The sequence below is a fragment of the Amycolatopsis japonica genome, assembly GCF_000732925.1.
Lineage (GTDB): Bacteria > Actinomycetota > Actinomycetes > Mycobacteriales > Pseudonocardiaceae > Amycolatopsis > Amycolatopsis japonica.
In genome coordinates this window covers 734,336-748,042 of record NZ_CP008953.1, presented here as the reverse complement: position 1 = coordinate 748,042, position 13,707 = coordinate 734,336, and the positions used below count along the sequence as shown (strand labels likewise).

The 13,707-nt window shown below is 68.8% G+C and carries 14 protein-coding genes; 11 read left to right on the top strand and 3 right to left on the bottom strand.

Features of this window, described 5'->3' with window-relative positions; translation table 11 throughout:
- The first annotated feature begins 144 nt into the window (after nt 1-144).
- Both AJAP_RS03770 and AJAP_RS03765 read left to right on the top strand, forming a co-directional pair.
- Complete coding sequence (locus AJAP_RS03770; protein WP_038508191.1) at nt 145-1,203, top strand: sensor histidine kinase; 1,059 nt, start codon at nt 145-147, stop codon at nt 1,201-1,203.
- Entirely contained in the window at nt 1,200-1,865 is a 666-nt protein-coding gene (locus AJAP_RS03765) for a response regulator (RefSeq protein ID WP_038508190.1), read from the top strand. The genes AJAP_RS03770 and AJAP_RS03765 overlap by 4 nt, the downstream gene beginning before the upstream one ends.
- Here the strand turns inward: AJAP_RS03765 and AJAP_RS03760 are convergent.
- Complete coding sequence (locus AJAP_RS03760; RefSeq protein WP_038508189.1) at nt 1,829-3,292, bottom strand: phytoene desaturase family protein; 1,464 nt, start codon at nt 3,290-3,292, stop codon at nt 1,829-1,831. The two genes, AJAP_RS03765 and AJAP_RS03760, sit on opposite strands and share 37 nt — an antisense overlap.
- 94 nt (nt 3,293-3,386) lie before the next feature.
- Between AJAP_RS03760 and AJAP_RS03755 the strand changes: the two genes are divergently transcribed.
- From AJAP_RS03755 to AJAP_RS03730, 6 genes are all read left to right on the top strand, one after another.
- Nucleotides 3,387-4,121, top strand: coding sequence for a DUF2786 domain-containing protein (locus AJAP_RS03755; protein WP_037340562.1), 735 nt, complete (start codon nt 3,387-3,389; stop codon nt 4,119-4,121).
- 79 nt (nt 4,122-4,200) lie between these two features.
- Nucleotides 4,201-4,956 (top strand): GNAT family N-acetyltransferase, encoded by a 756-nt coding sequence (locus tag AJAP_RS03750; RefSeq protein ID WP_084098027.1) that lies wholly within the window; start codon nt 4,201-4,203, stop codon nt 4,954-4,956.
- Between the two features lie 28 nt (nt 4,957-4,984).
- The gene (locus tag AJAP_RS03745; protein ID WP_038522344.1) at nt 4,985-5,326 is read left to right on the top strand and encodes an ArsR/SmtB family transcription factor; all 342 of its coding nucleotides are present in this window, start codon (nt 4,985-4,987) and stop codon (nt 5,324-5,326) included.
- Complete coding sequence (locus tag AJAP_RS03740; protein ID WP_038508185.1) at nt 5,323-5,592, top strand: hypothetical protein; 270 nt, start codon at nt 5,323-5,325, stop codon at nt 5,590-5,592. The genes AJAP_RS03745 and AJAP_RS03740 overlap by 4 nt, the downstream gene beginning before the upstream one ends.
- Before the next feature lie 108 nt (nt 5,593-5,700).
- Nucleotides 5,701-7,875 carry an MMPL family transporter gene (locus AJAP_RS03735; protein ID WP_038508183.1) on the top strand — a complete coding sequence of 725 codons (2,175 nt, stop codon included), beginning with the start codon at nt 5,701-5,703 and terminating at the stop codon, nt 7,873-7,875.
- The gene (locus tag AJAP_RS03730) at nt 7,868-8,590 is read left to right on the top strand and encodes a class I SAM-dependent methyltransferase (protein WP_038508182.1); all 723 of its coding nucleotides are present in this window, start codon (nt 7,868-7,870) and stop codon (nt 8,588-8,590) included. Before AJAP_RS03735 ends, AJAP_RS03730 begins: the two co-directional genes overlap by 8 nt.
- Here AJAP_RS03730 and AJAP_RS03725 read toward each other — a convergent pair.
- Together AJAP_RS03725 and AJAP_RS03720 are read right to left on the bottom strand one after the other, a co-directional pair.
- Nucleotides 8,587-9,960, bottom strand: coding sequence for a UTP--glucose-1-phosphate uridylyltransferase (locus AJAP_RS03725; RefSeq protein WP_038508180.1), 1,374 nt, complete (start codon nt 9,958-9,960; stop codon nt 8,587-8,589). The two genes, AJAP_RS03730 and AJAP_RS03725, sit on opposite strands and share 4 nt — an antisense overlap.
- A gap of 31 nt (nt 9,961-9,991) precedes the next feature.
- Entirely contained in the window at nt 9,992-10,564 is a 573-nt protein-coding gene (locus AJAP_RS03720; RefSeq protein WP_084098564.1) for a 5-formyltetrahydrofolate cyclo-ligase, read from the bottom strand.
- A gap of 218 nt (nt 10,565-10,782) precedes the next feature.
- Here AJAP_RS03720 and glp point away from each other — a divergent pair, with 218 nt between their 5' ends.
- From glp to sepX, 3 genes are all read left to right on the top strand, one after another.
- Nucleotides 10,783-12,054 carry a molybdotransferase-like divisome protein Glp gene (gene glp / locus AJAP_RS03715; protein WP_038508176.1) on the top strand — a complete coding sequence of 424 codons (1,272 nt, stop codon included), beginning with the start codon at nt 10,783-10,785 and terminating at the stop codon, nt 12,052-12,054.
- Nucleotides 12,054-12,725, top strand: coding sequence for a GNAT family N-acetyltransferase (locus AJAP_RS03710; RefSeq protein ID WP_016337357.1), 672 nt, complete (start codon nt 12,054-12,056; stop codon nt 12,723-12,725). The genes glp and AJAP_RS03710 overlap by 1 nt, the downstream gene beginning before the upstream one ends.
- A 161-nt stretch (nt 12,726-12,886) precedes the next feature.
- Nucleotides 12,887-13,702 (top strand): divisome protein SepX/GlpR, encoded by an 816-nt coding sequence (gene sepX, locus AJAP_RS03705; RefSeq protein WP_038508173.1) that lies wholly within the window; start codon nt 12,887-12,889, stop codon nt 13,700-13,702.
- The last annotated feature ends 5 nt before the right edge of the window (nt 13,703-13,707 follow it).

Genomic DNA, 13,707 nt, shown 5'->3' with positions numbered 1-13,707 from the left:
TGTTCCGACGTTATCCGGACCGATCACCGAGCGGAATCCCCGCGAGTCGGAAGCCGGGGTAAACCTTGGCGGTATATGGCGCGATGAATACCGCGCTGGTTGCAGGAATTGGGCGCCCTCTCGCCGCGACGGTAACTTGCGGAAGTGCCGTCCCTCTTCTCTCTCCTCCGCGCACGGCCGCTGCTCACCGACTGCCTGATCACCGCGGCGGCGGCCACCCTTCTCGCCTTGGGCGCGGCACCCCGCGGCGGTTCGTTCGGCGACCCGGCCGGGGCGGGTGTCGTCCTCGCGGTGCTCATCGCCCTCCCGCTGATCGTGCGCCGCCGTCATCCGATCGGGGTCCTGCTCGCCTCGGTCTCGCTCATGACCGTCTACACCGCCTTGGGTTACCAGGCCACGCTGGGCGAACCCTCGGCGTTCATCGCGGCGTACACGGTGTGGGCGCGGTATTCGCCGCCCAAGACCATCCCGCCGACCATCCCCGAACGGCTCGGCCACCTGCGCGCGGACCGGAGGCTGGAACGCGCCGTCCGCGCGGAACGGGAGATCCGGCTCGAAGCGGAACAGGCCGTCGTCGAGGAGCGCATCCGCATCGCCCACGAGCTGCACGACGTCGTGTCCCATCACATTTCGGTGATCGCAGTGCAGGCGAATCTGGCGCGGTACGTCTTCGAATCCTCCCCGGACACCGCGCGCACCGCGCTGGACACCATCACCGGGACCACGACCGAAGCACTCGACGAACTGCGGCGACTGCTCGGCGTACTACGCCCGCCTCAGCGCGAAACCTACGAATACCGACCCCAGCCCGGCCTCGCCGACCTTCCCGCACTGGTCACCCGTGTGCGTGAAGCCGGCCTCACGGTGAAGACGCGGACCATCGGCGAACCGCGACGACTTCCGCCGGGGCAGCAGCTGTGCACCTACCGAATCGCGCAGGAAGCGCTTACCAACGTGCTGAAACACGCGGATGAGGCGATCGTGGAACTCGTCCTCGAATACGGCGAGGACGCGCTCGTGCTGAGTGTGCGCAATTCCGCGTCCGAAGGGACACCACCACCGAATCCGGCGGGACATGGCCTCATCGGAATGCGTGAACGGGCGAGAATGTACGGTGGTTCGATCGAAATGGGACCGGCCGGATCCGGTGGTTTCGCGATCGAACTGACCCTTCCCTATCTGCCGCAGGAGCGAGCCCGGTGACCAGTGTGCTGGTGGTCGACGACCAGGATCTCGTCCGGGCGGGATTCGTCGCCCTGCTCGAAGCCGTTCCCGGCGTCCGGGTCGCGGGCGAGGCGCGAGACGGGCTCGAAGCCGTCGAGAAGGCTCGTGAACTGCGTCCCGACGTGATCCTGATGGACATCCGGCTTCCCGAACTCGACGGAGTGAAGGCGACCGAGCGGATCCTCGCGGACACCGGGGCGGAAAAGCCGCACGTGCTCATGCTGACGGTGTTCGACCTCGACGAATACGTCTACACGGCGTTACGCGCGGGCGCGGCGGGTTTCCTGCTCAAGGACAGCCCTCCGGAGACCCTGATCGCCGGCATCCACGCCGTCGCGCGCGGCGACATGCTGTTCGGCCCGACCATCACGCGGCGGCTCGTGGAGGCCTTCACCCAGGGCCCGCCGGAAAAGCCGGCGGCCCCGCCCGTGCTGGCCGGGCTGACCGAACGCGAAATCGAGGTGCTGCGTTTCGTCGGCACCGGCATGCCGAACGCGGACATCGCCCGGAGCCTGCTGGTCAGCGAGGCCACGGTGAAAACGCATCTGAACCGCTTGATGACCAAGCTCCGGATCTCCAGCCGCGCCCAAGCCGTGGTGATGGCCTACGAAACGGGACTCGTACGACCCCGCGGTTCCTGAATCACCCGCTCGAAATCCCTCCCCAGCACGGCTTTCGCGGCGTACCAGCCGCCCATCCCGTGCACGCCGGGGCCCGGTGCCGTCGCTGCCGAACACAGGAAGACACCGCCGAGCGGCGTCCGGTGCGTATTCCATCGGGCGACCGGCCGCCCGAGTACCTGCCGCAGATTCACCGCGCCGGCCGCGACGTCGCCACCGGGATAGTTCGCGTTGTAGGCCTCCAGTTCCGGCGCGGTGACGCAACGGCTCGCCAGGATCGTGTCGGAGAAGCCGGGCGCGAACCGTTCGATGCGCCGCCGGACGAGCTCGGTGACGTCTCGCGGATCCCCATGCGGCACATGGCAATACGCCCACACCGGCCGCTTGCCCGGCAACCCGCGGGACGGGTCGATCGCCATCGGATCCGACACGAGCACGAACCGGTCGTCCGGATCTTCTCCGCGCACGATGGCGTTTTCAGCGGCGTACACCTCGTCTCGTGTGCCTCCGAGATGGACGGTGCCCGCCTTGCCGACCCCCGGCGCCGCCCACGGAACCGGTTCGGACACCAGGAAATCGACCTTCGCCGCGCCGGGTCCGTAGCGGTAGGCCTCGAGCGCCTTCCGGTAGCGCGGCGGCAACAGCCCGCTGGCGATGTCGAGGAAACCGCGCGGGGCGATGTCGAGGATCACCGTGCGCGACTTCGCCAGTCGCCGCAGATCGGTGATCCTGCTTCCGGTGTGGATCCGTCCGCCGCGGGCGCGGAGATCGGCGGCGAGCGCCTCGGTGATCGTCCGGCTTCCGCCGCGGGCGATCGGCCAGCCCGTCGAGTGCGCGAGGTGGCTGAGCAGCAGTGTCGCACCGGCCGCCGCGAGTGAGGGCTGGCGGCTCATCACGTGCGCGGAAACCCCGGCGAGCAGCGCGGGCGCTTCCGGGCCGGCGAACAAGCGGCGTTCCGAACCGGACGCGAGCAGCGCGATCCTGGCCGGGAGGAGGGCCGCGGCGCGCGGGTCGCGAGGCGGATGGCGAAGGTCTCCGAGCAGGAGATCGGCCAGTTCACGGCTGCGTTCGGCCAGCGGACCCAGCAGACGGCGCCACCGGGGGCCGTCCACGCCGAGGGCGTCACAGGTCCGGTCGAGATCTTCGTACGCGAGACCGGCCCGGTCACCGCCGAGAGGATGCGCGTACGCGATCTCCGGCCGCAGAAGGTCGACACCGTGCTCGGCGAGGCCGAACCAACGGAAGAAAGGAGACGCCGCGGCCAGCGGATGTCCGGTGGCGCAGATGTCGTGCCGGACCTCGTCGTCGAACAGCGAAACCGTGCGCGTCCCACCGCCGATCTCTTCGGCCGCTTCGTGCACTTCGACCGTCAGCCCCGCCCTGACCAGCAGCACCGCCGCCGCGAGCCCGTTCGGTCCGGAACCGACCACCGACACGTCGACCGACATACCGCCCCCTCACCGGGATCCGGACCTCTCGTCCGAATATTGTCGGACCTCTCTCCTAGATTGATCCGCTCCAACCCAATCAGGAAGGAGGACCATGCCCGACCATGACACGCTGCTCGCGCGCGTCCGGAAACTCCTCGCGAAGGCGGAGGACCCGGCGGTCACCGAGGCCGAAGCCGAGTCGTACAACACCAAGGCCGCCGAACTGATCGCCCGGTACGGCATCGATCAGGCCTTGCTGGCCGCCTCCGGGGCGACCGCCGACGAGATCACCCAGATCAAGATCCCGATCGACAACCCGTACAGCCGGGACAAGGCGGGCCTGCTCACGAACATCGCGCATCCGCTGCGCTGCCGGGCCCTGCTGCACCGGCTCGGCCAATCGGTCACCGCGGTGACGGTGTTCGGTTTCCGCTCCGATCTGGAGCGGACGGAACTGCTGTACACGAGCCTGCTGCTGCAGGCGACCACCCAGCTGACCAGGGTCCGCCCGGAGAACCGGGTGTTCGCGGGCGAATCGCTGGCCGCGTACCGGCGGACGTGGCTGCACGGATTCTCCGGCGCGGTCTACGAACGGCTCCGCAACAGCGAGGACACCGCGGCCCGGACCCATACGGCCACCGCCGGTCACCGCTCGGCCGAACTGGTGATCCAGGATCGGACGGCGATGGTCAAACAGGCGTACGACGAGCAATACGGCGACCTGCGCTCGGCGCCGCCGAGGCGGCTGTCCGGCAGTGGCTATCTCGACGGCCACTCCGCGGGCGAGCGCGCCAACCTCAACACCACCGGAATCACCGGACGGCGCCGCGCGCTGCCCGTGCGCTGATCAGTACCACTCCGCACGGATGACACCGTGCCCGAAAACCACCTCGTGAGAATCGCGTGTCCTCGGGTCTACTGAGGACATGATCGTGATCGAAGACCTGGCCACCAGGCCCGAACTGCGCGAGCCCGCGCTCGGCCTCGGCGGCGTCGGCGGCGAATTCCTCCAGTACGGTCTGGCCGGACTGCTGGCGAAGTCGTCCCACCTGGCCGCCCGCTGGCCGGAATACTTCCTCGTGCTGCTGGAAGACGGCGTTCCCGTGGCGAGAACCGCCGCCGTCCCGGTCGGCTTCCCGACCGCCGAACGCCCGGAACTGCCGGACCACGGCTGGGACGCCGCCCTGATCTGGGCCGCGGAAGACCTGCTGAGCTCCCGTGAGACGAATACGTTGATCGCACTCGAAGTGATGGTCGCGCCAGGCCGCCGTGGTGGCGGCCTGGCCACAAAAGCGTTGGAAGCGTTGAAAAAACGCGCTTCGGAAACAGGGATGCGCAAACTCGTCGTGCCGGTCCGCCCGGCTGGGAAGGAGAACGAACCAGGACTGTCCTTTGAGGACTACATCGCCCGCCGTCGCGCGGACGGGCTGCCGGAGGATCCGTGGCTGCGCACGCATGAACGGCTCGGCGCCCGGTTCCGGAAAGTGGCGCCGTTCGCGATGACGGTCACCGGCACCTTCGCCCAGTGGAAGGCGTGGACCGGCGTCGAACTCCAGGACGGTCTCACGGCCGTGCCGGGCGGGATCGCGCCGGTGCTCGCTTCCTCGGCGCTGGACGTCGGCGTCTACACGGAGCCGAACGTCTGGCTCGAGCACCTGGTAGACGAAGGCAGCACCTGCTAGATTTCTTTGGCATGTGCAGGAGCTCGGCATGACCGCCACCGGACCGTCCGGCGACGAGCTGCTGCGGCTGCTGGGGGCGCTGGCGAATCCGCACCGGCTGCGGATAGTCGCAGCACTGCGTGCGGAGCGCGCGTATGTCAGCCAGCTGGCGCGGGAGCTCGGCATCAGCCGGGCGTTGCTGCAGCTCCACCTGCGCAAACTGGAGGCGGCCGGGCTCGTGTCGGCCGCACTGGAGCTGTCGGAGGACGGGAAGGCGATGAAGTTCTACGAGGTGAAACCGTTCCTGGTCGAGCTGAGCCCGGACACCATCGCCGCCGCGGCACCGACGCTGAGCACACCGGCACCGGGTGACGAGGGGGAACGATCGTGAACTGGCATCAATGGCAGGAGGTCGCCGGGCTGATCGGCATCTTCGTGTTCCTCACCGTGGTGATCACGGTGGTCGTGTGGCAGTTCGGCGCGACCATCCGGGCCAGGGGCGCGCTCGCGCGCGAGCAGGAATACCGCAGGCTCGCCGAGAAAGCCGTCCAGGCGCAGGAAGAGACCGAACGCAAACTGACCGAACTCGACGGACGTCTCGCGGATCTCCGGAAGAGCGTGGGCACGGTCGAGCGGATCCTCAAGGAGGTCGACTGACCACCGGTGAAAGACCCTGGGCCGCCGAGCGGCAACTCGACGGCCCAGGAAGAAGAAGCAAAACCTCGCCCGAGGCATCTCACTCCTTCACGTAAAGGACTGTAGTTCATGCTGCCCGAAAAGATCGCCGCCTGGTCCATGCGGCACCGCGCGGTCACCCTCGCCGGCTGGGTCGCCCTCGTGGCCGTCGCCCTGCTCTCGGGAACGCTGATGGACGGCGACAGCCGCCGGAGCACCGATCCCGGCGAATCCGGCCGCGCCCAGACCGCTTTGAACGCGCAAAACACCTTCGACCCGTTCCGCGAAAACGTCCTCGTCGAGGCCAAGGAACCAGGCTCGCCGCCGTTCGCCGCGAACGAAGAACTCCGGCGGGCGACCGATGACCTGGTCATCACGCTTACCAGGAGCGGCTCGGTCACCGACGTCCGCTCGCCACTGGCCGACGCCGAACGGATCTCGGCCGACAGCGCGTCCGGACTCGTCGGGTTTTCCATCGCGGGCGGCGAAAAGGACATCCGCCCGAACTTCGAGACCGCGACGGCGCGAGTGGCCGAGGTCGCCGCCCGGCATCCGTCGGTCCGGTTGAGCCAGTCCGGAGATCTGAGCCTGTCGACCGTGGTCGACAAGGGCATCCGCGAGGACGTCAAACGCTCGGAACTCCTTTCCCTGCCGCTGACGCTGGTGATCCTGCTGATCGTCTTCGGGGCGCTGGTCGCCGCGTCGGTCCCGTTGCTGCTGGCGGGCACGAGCGTCGCGGCGACGTTCGGGTTCCTCTCCGTCGTCGACGACTTCACCCCGATCAACAGCGCGACGACGGTGATCACCCTGCTCATCGGGATGGCGGTCGGCGTCGACTACTCGCTGTTCTTCCTCAGGCGGCAACGGGAAGAGCGCGCACGCGGGCACTCGATCGACGCCGCGACCCGGATCGCCGCACGGACGTCAGGGCACGTCGTGGTCGTCTCCGGGCTCACGGTCGTCCTGTGCGTGAGCGGGCTGGTGTTCACCGGGCTCGACAATTTCACCGGCCTCGCGATCAGCACGGCGTTCGTGGTCGGCCTCGCCGTGCTCGGTTCGGTCACCGTGTTGCCCGCGCTGCTCTCGTTGCTGGGCGAAAAGGTCGATCGCGGCCGGATTCCCTGGCTGGGCGAGCGGCGCACCACGGCGGATAAGTCGCGGTTCTGGTCCGCGACCGCCCGCGTGGTCACCCGGCGGCCGGCGTTGTGGGGCGGGCTGGGAGCCGCGTTGCTGATCCTGCTCACGCTGCCCGCGCTCGGCATGCGCCTGCAAGATCCGACTCCGGCGGAAAGCCTGCCGCGGTCGCTGCCCGCGATCGACGCCGCAGTCCGCACCCAGGCGGCCTTCCCCGGCGTGGTCTACCCCGCCACGGTGGTGCTGACGGCCGAGAACGGTGGCCCGGTCGACAGCCCGGCCCTGCGGTCGGCGATCACCGATCTCGAACGGCGGATCAGGGAAACCTCCGGCGTGCTGAACAAACCCATCGCCGTCGCGGGCGTCGACGAGGCCGTGGTCGTCCGGGTCCCGCTCTCCGGCGCCGGCCGGGACGCGGAATCCGATACGGCGCTCGCGAAGCTGCGTACCGAGGTACTCCCCGAGACGATCGGGAAGGTGGACGGCGTCGAGTACGCGGTGTCCGGCCGGACGGCGAATGCCCGCGATTTCGCGGACCGGGTCGTCGAGCGGATGCCGCTGGTCTTCGGGTTCGTCCTTCTGGCGGCGTTCGTGTTGCTGCTGCTGGCTTTCCGATCGGTGCCGGTGGCGCTCGTGTCGATCGTGCTGAACCTGCTGTCGATCGGCGCGGCCTACGGCGTGCTCACCTGGATCTTCCAGGACGGCCATTTCGCTTCCCTGCTGGGATTCGCCCCCTACGGCGGGGTCGTCGGCTGGCTGCCGATGTTCATGTTCGTCCTGCTGCTCGGGCTGAGCATGGACTACCACATCTTCATCCTCAGCCGGATCCGTGAACGCCGGGCGGAAGGCGCGGTCGCCGCGATCGTCCGCGGTACCGGCACGAGCGCCGGCGTGGTCAGCGGCGCGGCGGTGATCATGGTCGGCGTGTTCAGCGTCTTCATCACGTTGAGCGCGATCGAGTACAAGATGATGGGCGTGGGGATGGCGGTCGCCGTCCTGATCGACGCCACGCTGGTCCGCGGCGTGCTGTTGCCCGCTTTCCTGGCGTCGCTGGGAGAACGGGCGTGGCGGCGCGACCGTAAATCCGTGGCTCCCGCACGCGTCCCGGAACTATCGTCGCCGAATGCCTGACGCGCTCTTCGCCCACGCCCGGCTCGCACCGATCTACGACGCCTTCGACGGCGCTCGCGACGACCTGGACCACTATCTCGGCATCATCGGCGAACTCGGGGCCAAGAGAGTGCTCGACGTCGGCTGCGGCACCGGTTGCCTGGCCGTTCTCTTGGCCGCGCGCGGAATCGAGGTCGTCGGTGTCGATCCCGCGAAGGCGTCGCTTGACGTCGCGAAGGCCAAATACCCGGAAGGGAAGATCACCTGGATCCATGGTGACGCGCAAGCGGCGGGCGATGTGGGAGCCGATCTCGCGGTGATGACCGGGAACGTGGCCCAGGTCTTCCTGACCGACGACGAATGGAGCCGGACTCTCGAAGGCGTCCATGCCGCGCTGGTGCCGGGCGGTCACCTGGTCTTCGAGATCCGGCGCCCCGGACGCCGAGTGTGGGAGGACTGGGCGGCCGACACGGCACACGACACCATCGACGTCCCCGGCGTCGGCGAGGTCGAGCAGTGGCGCGAGGTCACCGAAGTGAACCTGCCGTTCGTGTCGTTCCGGTACAGCTACCGGTTCCCGGACGGCGAGGTCGTCACCTCGGACTCGACGTTGTGGTTCCGCGAACGCGAAGACCTGGAGTCGTTGCTGGCGGAACACGGTTTTCGCGTCCTGGACGTCCGGGACGCCCCCGACCGTCCAGGACGCGAGTACGTGTTCATCGCCCAGCGGAGCTAGAGGACTTCGCCGTCCGCGATGGTTTTCGGCCCGGTGATCTTCACATCGCCCCGGACGACGACGTCCTTTCCGAAGGTGACGTCGCCGTCCACCGCGAGGCTCGTGCACTCCTTGAGCGACGGCGCGACGGGGATACGCGCGTCGAAGTCCGGAAGGAGCTTGTAGAACTCCTTGCTCAGCGACACGACCGGCGGGGTGGTGGTGAACTCCGGGACCATCTCCCCGCCGTCGTCGAGCACGTACGCGTCGGACCGGACGACCAGCAGATCGTCGGTGGTCTTGACCGGCGCGAACCGGGTCCGCGGGATCTCGATGGCCCGCGCGCCCTCGACCGAACCGATCGCCGCGCCCATCGCCGTTTCGAGCTGGATCACCGGCGTGCTGGTGGCGTCGGCAGGATCGACGGTCTTCCGGTTCACGATCAGCGGCAACAGCGGCGCGGCGGGGTCCGCGTCCTGCAGCGCCTTCAGCCGTTCGAGATCGAACCAGATGTTGTTGGTGTTGAAGAAACGCCACTTGGCGACGTCGCCGAACGAGTCGTCCCCGTCGGGGACCTGCGCGGATTCACGCAGGACGATCCGGCCCGCTCGCCGCGCGAGGTGCCCGCCCTTGCGGTCGGCCGCGGTGCCGAGCACCGTCTCCATCGCGAACGGGATGTCCTCCTTCGCCAGCCACGCCGCGATCCGGGCGTCCGGGAGCGCGCCGAGGTTGTCGGAGTTGGACACGAAGCACCAGCGGATTCCCTCCGCCAGCAGGGTTTCGAGCATTCCGCTCACCGCGAGCGCGACGTAGATGTCGCCGTGCCCCGGCGGGCACCATTCGAGCTCCGGGTTCGCGGGCCAGGCGGCGGGCCGCCCGTCGGCGGTGATCTTCGGTTCGCGCCCCTGCAGGAAGTCGGCCGGGATGGCGTCGTCGGCGAGATCGGGATACTTCTTCAACAACTCCAGCGAAGGTTCGCGGGTGCCCGCCGAATTCATCAGGATCAGCGGAAGCCGCGCGTTGTACTTCTCCCGCGTCGAAAGCACCTGCATGGCGATGACGTCGAGGAACGTCTTCCCCGGTTTGATCTCCAGCAGCGATTTCGGGCCGGTGAGCCCCATGCTCGTGCCGAGCCCGCCGTTGAGCTTCAGAACGGCGGTGCGGTCCAGCACCCGGCGCGCTTCTTCGGTGTCCGGCTCCGGCAGATCCACGAGCCTGCTGATGTCATCGAGAGGTTCGAGTTCGTTTCCCGGCAATTCACCGGCGCCGGGTTCGGTCAGCTGCTCGAGACGCCGTCGCAGGGCCGCCAGCTCCATGGCGTGGGCGCCCGCGGAACGCATTTTCGACAGCGTTTCGGCGAAATGATCGGACAGGTGCGCGTCAGAGCTCATTGTGCCCTTTCTGAACCACTGCGTCGGGGCGTCAGTCTATTACCGGGCGCGGCGCCAAGCCTTGCTCCGGGGTCAGTACCCCGGTCATGCGGACGTCATGCGGTTCCGCCGGCAACTCGCGCACGAGTTCGGCGTCCCGGACGACGGCGATCAGTGCCGCGCCGGGCGCGGCGAAGGAAAGCGACCGGTCGTAGTACCCGGCGCCGCGGCCGAGCCGGACACCCGCGTCGTCGACGGCGAGCGCCGGGATCAGCACCAGATCGGCCGTCCCCAGCGTGTCGGGACCGAGGCGGCGTCCGGTCGGCTCGAGCAACCCCCGCAGCCGTCCCGGTCCGAGGCTCGACGGATCCTCGTAGACGGCCCACTCCAGCGGGCCCGGCGCGTCGGGGACGATCGGCAGCAGCACCCGTTTGCCCTGGTCCAGAAGTTGATCAAGCAGTGACGTCGAACCCGGTTCGGTACCGAACGGAACATAGGCACACACAATTTCACCGGGCAGCCGAGCGGCGGCCGCGGTGAGCGCCATGGCCTCCCGCGCATGCTCTTCCGACACCTGCGAACGCCGTTCGGCGGTTATCCGGGAACGCCACTCCGTTTTGCTCAGGTGTTCATTGCCGGGCTCGACCACGTGGTCAGGTTAGGCTTCACGCCTATGACAGGCGCAGCGACCACCCCGGCGGCACGGACCACGAGGAGCTTGCCCGATCGGGCGATTTCCGCGGCTTCGGACCGCATCACTCCTGGTAACGGTGGTGAACTTCAGTTCACCGACGGGCCTTCAACGCGTGCCTGGTCGAACGAACGGATCGAGATCCCCCAGTCATGACGGAACCCATCGCCGAAGCGGCCGAGACCGAAGACGCGGGACAGTTCCGTTCCGTCGAGGATCAGATCTCCCTGACCCTGGACGCGGCGGTACGTCCACGTCCGGTCCGGGTCGCCATCTCCGAGGCCCAGGGCCTCCTGTGCGCCGAAGAGGTCGTCGCCGAACACGCGCTGCCCGGTTTCGACCAGGCCGCCGTCGACGGCTACGCGGTGCGAAGCGTCGACGTCCGCTCCGCGGGCCAGGAGCCGGTGCAGTTGCCGGTGGTCGGCGAGATCGCCGCCGGTTCCCGCCAGCCGCGGCGGCTGCAGCCGGGGCAGGCCGTGCGGGTCGACACCGGCGCGCCGCTGCCCACGCTCGCCGACGCCGTCGTCCCGACCGCCTACACCGACGGTCACCAGGCCAAGGTCACCGTGCACCGGTCGGTGCCGTCGGCCGGATACGTGCGCCGGACCGGCGAAGACGTACAGATCGGCGACGTCGCCGTGCGCAAGGGCGACACCATCGGCTCGGCCCAGGTCGGCCTGCTCGCCGCGGTCGGCCGCGCGAAGGTCCTGGTCTACCCGCGACCCCGGGTTTCGATCGTTTCCGTCGGCGACGAACTGGTCGACATCGACCGCACCCCGTCGGTCGGACAGGTTTACGACGTCAACTCCTACGCGCTGTCCGCGGCCGCGCGGGACGCGGGTGCCGAGGTGAGCCGCGTCGGCATCGTCCCCGGCGATCCGAAACGCCTGCGAGAGATCGTCGAAGGCCGGCTGCTGATGTCGGAGATCGTCGTCGTCGCGGGCGGCGCCGGCGGGAGCGCGGGCGACGAAGTGCACGCCGCGCTGTCCGATCTCGGCCACATCGACATGACCCGCGTCGGCATGCACCCGGGCTCCGTGCAGGGTTTCGGCAGGCTCGGTCCCGACTCGGTCCCGACGTTCCTGATCCCCGGCAACCCGATGAGCGCGCTGGTCGTGTTCGAGGTGCTGGTCCGCCCGCTGATCCGCGCCGCGCGCGGCACCCGCAACCCGCACCGCCGGATCGTCGGCGCGCGGCTGCTCTCCCCGATCACCTCGACCAAGGGCCGGAAAGGGTTCCTGCGCGGGCAACTACTGCGCGACGAGGGCAACGGCGAGTACCTGGTGCAGCCGCTCGGCACCTCCGGCGCGCATCTGCTCGCGTCGCTGGCCGAGGCGAACTGCCTGATCAACATCGACGAAGACCTCACCGAGGTCGCCGCGGGCGAGCAGGTCAAGGTGACCTTCCTGGCCCAGCGGGCGTAATGGGCGCACCGATTTCCGGCGTCGCGTATCCGATCGAAAGCAGGCATCCGGGCTGGCCCGCCAAGCTGGGCCCACTCCGGGTGCCCGCCGGGATCCTCGCCGTCCGGCCGGTCCGCCTCCGCGACGCCGGCGAGTGGAGCCGCGTCCGGCTGCGCGATCGCGAGCACCTGGAAATGTGGGAACCGACCGGCGTCGGGCCCTGGCCGGATCGCAACGCGTATTGGTCATGGCCGTCCCAATGGCTGGCACTGCGCGGCCTGGCCAGGCGCGGTCAATGTCTCCCGTTCACCATCACGGTGGATGGACGCTTCGCCGGGCAGATCACTGTGGGTAACGTCATCCGGGCGTCGCTCCGATCGGCCTGGATCGGCTACTGGGTGTCATCGGACATCGTCCGCGGCGGCGTCGCGACCGGCGCCGTCGCCCTCGTCACCGACCACGTCTTCGACTTCGGCGGGCTGCACCGCCTGGAGGCGACCGTCCGCCCCGAAAACACTCCCAGCCTGCGGGTTCTCGCCAAAGCGGGCTATCGGCAAGAGGGACTTTTCGAGCGTTATCTCGATGTCGCGGGTGGCTGGCGGGACCATTTCTGCTACGCCGTCACCAAGGAGGAGACCGGTGACGGACTGGTCTCAAGGCTCGTCTCGAAGGGCCTCGCGGAGCGCGTTTGACCCCGTTACGGGGACGTTCCAGTGACCGCGTTACCACAAGCTGTGAGATTCACCTAATTTGGTGATGCATTTTCCGTGATCGAAACCGGCGAGTCTGCGCGGCGTGTGTGACTGTTGTGGCTAGCGTGACTACAGCAGTGGATCGGGGGAGGTGACGGGAGATGCCCAGTTCGGTGATCATCGTCGCGCTCGCAGCGGCATGGCTCGTCGTTCTCGTGCCCATGGTCGCCCGCAAGCGCCAGCAGGTCGCACGGACGACGGACTCGGCCTTGGCGGCGCGAGTCGTGCGGAGCGGGAGCACACGCCACGAGGGACCGGAGGAGTTCGCGATGGCGGAAAACACGGAACCATCGGTAGAAGACGACCTGGCCGAACTCGAGGCGGAGCTCGACGCCGACCTCGAGGACGAGGAGCCGGAAGCCGAACCGCTTCCCCAGCCCTCGCACACGGCCCGCCCGGAAAGAGAACGCCAAGGCGCGGGCTACCGTCCCGGCCGCGGCGGCTTCGACCCGGAGGCGGCGGACATCGCCGCCCGCGCCAAATACGCGTTCCGGCAGCGGGTCGTCATCGCGCTCCTGGTGCTGGTGGTCACCACCGCGGCCGTCGCCGGCTTCCTGACCCCGACGGTCTGGTGGGCCAACGGTGTCGTCGACGCCGTCCTCATCGGCTACCTGGCGTACTTGCGCCGCCAGGTCCGCATCGAGAACGACATCCGGCAGCGGCGCCTCGCCCGCTTCAACAACACCCGCGCCCCGCGCCGCCCGGCGGTCGACGACGAAGACCACGACGCGCACGAGTCCCGTGAGGACATCGAGGTCGTCGCCACCGAACGCCCGGCCGTCGTGGAACGCAAACCGTCCCCGATGTCCCGCCTCCGGCGCCAAGCCGTCGTCGTCGACCTCGACGACGAAGACCCGGCCTTCCACGAACTCGACGAGCCCGGGACCAGGCCTTTCCGCCGGGCAGCCGGAGAGTGACCCCC

Bases quoted from the DNA above. Each gene is read 5' to 3' on its own strand.
- AJAP_RS03760 (WP_038508189.1), bottom strand. From the start codon at position 3,292: ATGTCGGTCGACGTGTCGGTGGTCGGTTCCGGACCGAACGGGCTCGCG.
- AJAP_RS03755 (WP_037340562.1), top strand. From the start codon at position 3,387: ATGCCCGACCATGACACGCTGCTCGCGCGCGTCCGGAAACTCCTCGCG.
- AJAP_RS03750 (WP_084098027.1), top strand. From the start codon at position 4,201: ATGATCGTGATCGAAGACCTGGCCACCAGGCCCGAACTGCGCGAGCCC.
- AJAP_RS03745 (WP_038522344.1), top strand. From the start codon at position 4,985: ATGACCGCCACCGGACCGTCCGGCGACGAGCTGCTGCGGCTGCTGGGG.
- AJAP_RS03735 (WP_038508183.1), top strand. From the start codon at position 5,701: ATGCTGCCCGAAAAGATCGCCGCCTGGTCCATGCGGCACCGCGCGGTC.
- AJAP_RS03730 (WP_038508182.1), top strand. From the start codon at position 7,868: ATGCCTGACGCGCTCTTCGCCCACGCCCGGCTCGCACCGATCTACGAC.
- AJAP_RS03725 (WP_038508180.1), bottom strand. From the start codon at position 9,960: ATGAGCTCTGACGCGCACCTGTCCGATCATTTCGCCGAAACGCTGTCG.
- glp (WP_038508176.1), top strand. From the start codon at position 10,783: ATGACGGAACCCATCGCCGAAGCGGCCGAGACCGAAGACGCGGGACAG.
- AJAP_RS03710 (WP_016337357.1), top strand. From the start codon at position 12,054: ATGGGCGCACCGATTTCCGGCGTCGCGTATCCGATCGAAAGCAGGCAT.
- sepX (WP_038508173.1), top strand. From the start codon at position 12,887: ATGCCCAGTTCGGTGATCATCGTCGCGCTCGCAGCGGCATGGCTCGTC.